Source organism: Micromonospora sp. NPDC004336, from assembly GCF_053602615.1.
On record NZ_JBSGDY010000333.1, the window covers coordinates 1 to 2385 of the forward strand.

At 75.5% G+C, this 2385-nt stretch carries 2 protein-coding genes and 1 pseudogene; 2 read left to right on the forward strand and 1 reads right to left on the reverse strand.

Annotated features, from left to right (window positions below; all coding sequences use genetic code 11):
* Positions 1–103: 103 nt before the first annotated feature.
* On the reverse strand, positions 104–895 hold the full coding sequence (locus ACWENR_RS30440; protein ID WP_452280386.1) for a shikimate dehydrogenase family protein: 792 nt from the start codon (positions 893–895) through the stop codon (positions 104–106).
* A gap of 409 nt (positions 896–1304) precedes the next feature.
* Between ACWENR_RS30440 and ACWENR_RS30445 the strand changes: the two genes are divergently transcribed.
* Positions 1305–2108 (forward strand): SGNH/GDSL hydrolase family protein, encoded by an 804-nt coding sequence (locus tag ACWENR_RS30445; RefSeq protein ID WP_452280387.1) that lies wholly within the window; start codon positions 1305–1307, stop codon positions 2106–2108.
* Positions 2109–2281: 173 nt separating this feature from the next.
* Positions 2282–2385 (forward strand): annotated as a pseudogene (locus ACWENR_RS30450) (ABC transporter permease); the annotation flags it as partial.

Here is a 2385-nt window from a genome sequence, read left to right on the forward strand (position 1 = left end):
GGCGCGGCTCTGCCCCGGCGCCCGGGACGGACGTACGGGGCCGACCCCGGCGCGGGGCGCAGGGCCGGGCGGCGTGGGATCGTGCGGTGGCGGCGGCCGGCGGTCAGAGCCCGAAGAACGCCAGGTAGGACTCGATCTGGTGGGCCAGCATCGGCTCGCCGGGGTGCGCCCGCAGCCCGTGCCGGCGGGCCTCGGCCAGCAGCGCCGTCTCCGCCGGGGTCATGATGATGTCGGCGACCACCGCGTCGGCCGGCAGGTCGGCCACCGCGAACGGCAGCGGGTCGCCGGGGCGCAGCCCGAGGGGCGTCGCGTTGACCGCGAGGTCGGCGTCGGCCAGTCGCGGTCGGGCCGCCGCGACGACCCGGCCGGGGTACGCGGCACCCAGCCGTCGCCGCAGCGTCTCCAGCCGGTCCGGGTCGGTGTCGGCCAGCCGCAGCTCCGCCACGCCCGCGTCGAGCAGCGCGACGGCGATCGCGCTGCCGGCCCCGCCCGCGCCCACGACGCACACCCGGCGGCCCCGGGGACGGTGACCGCCCGCAACCAGCCCCCGGACGAACCCGTCGCCGTCGAACGTGTCGGCGGTCCACGTCCCGTCGGGCTCCCGGCGCAGGGCGTTGGCGCTGCCGGCGAGGCGGGCGCGGTCGCTGGCCCGGTCGGCGAGGGCCAGGACGGCGGCCTTGTGCGGCACGGTGACCAGCATCCCGTCCAGGTTGGCGACCCGTTGGAGGCCGCCTACGACCCGGGCGAGGTCGGCCGGTGCGACGTGGACGGGGACGAGCACCGCGTCGACGCCGCGCCGGGCCAGCACCGGGTTGAGCAGGCCGGGGGCGCGCACCTGCGCGATCGGGTCCCCGAGCAGCGCGTACACCCGGGTGGCGCCGCCGATCCCCGCCATGCCGCCCCCTTCCGGGCCGTGCCCTGCGCCGGTTCCGCCCGTCCCGCCGGCCGGCCGCCGCGCCGACGCTATCGCGGGCCCCGACCCGCCGCCGAGCCGGGTGCGGAGCCGCCGACGGGGCCGACCCGATCCGCCGCGCCGCCGATCCGCCGGGCCGACCGGGTTCCCGATCCGCCGGGCCGTCGGGCCGTCTTCCCGCCGGGCGACCGGGATCCCGATCCGCCGGGCCTCCGATCCGCCGGCCCCCCCGGGAGGGCGCCCGGCCGGGTGTGGCGGGCTTCGTCCGTGCCCCGGGGGCGGGCCCGGAAACGGTTGCCGGTACCCCTAAGATCATCGCAAGGATCTTTCGCCGGGGAATATTTAGTGATATCAATTCCGCACTCGATCCCCCTCACCCCCGGAGTGCGACGTGCGGAGAACCCGCTTCGTGACCCTCGCCCTGAGCCTGGCCACGGCCCTCGGCGCCAGCTTCGCCCTGGCCGGCCCCGCCCAGGCCGCCCCCACCGACCGCTACGTCGCCCTCGGCGACTCCTACGCCTCGGGCGTGGGCGCCGGCAGCTACACCAGCGAGAGCGGCTCCTGTCAGCGCAGCACCAACGCCTACCCCGCGTTGTACGCGGCCAACGTCAAGCCCGCCTCGTACCGCTCGGTCGCCTGCTCCGGCGCGACCACGACCAGCTTGATCAACACCCAGCTCTCGGCGCTCAGCTCCACCACGACCCTGGTCAGCGTCACGGTCGGCGGCAACGACGTCGGCTTCGCCAACATCATGACCACCTGCGTGCTCAAGGGCACCACCGAGTGCGTGGCCGCCGTGCAGGCGGCCGAGGACAAGGCCCGCGCCCAGCTCCCCGGCCTGCTGCGCAACGTCTACAACGGAATCAAGACCCGGGCGCCGAACGCCCGCGTGGTGGTCGTCGGCTACCCGGTCTTCTACCAACTCGGCACCGTCTGCGTCGGGCTGAGCGCCACCTCGCGCGCCAAGATCAACGAGGGCATCAACCTCGTGGACGACATCACCCGCAGCGCGGCGACCTCGGCCGGCTTCACCTTCGCCGACGTGCGGTCGGCCTTCGTCGGGCACCAGCTGTGCAGCTACGGCGAGAAGTGGCTGCACGCGCTCAACTACGTCAACCTCGGGGTCTCCTACCACCCGACCGCGGCCGGCCAGTCCGGCGGCTACTACCCGGTCTTCCGCAACGCCGCCGACTGATCCCGCCGGCGCGCGCCACCGTCCCCGCACCGGTCGACCCTGCCCTCCGGTCCGGGACCGGCGGCGGCCGGGCCGTCGCCGTGAGGATCGGCTCACCGTAGGCGCGTTCGACCTGTTCGCAGCCGCCGAACAGGCGTTCGGACCGGTGCCGTACGCGCGGTGGACGGCACCGGGTGAAGGTTGCGATGCCGCTGGCCGCGATCGGCGCGGTGATCGGGGAGTTCTACTCCGACAAGCCGGGGCTGGGCTACCAGATCCTGCAGTACAACGGCGTGGG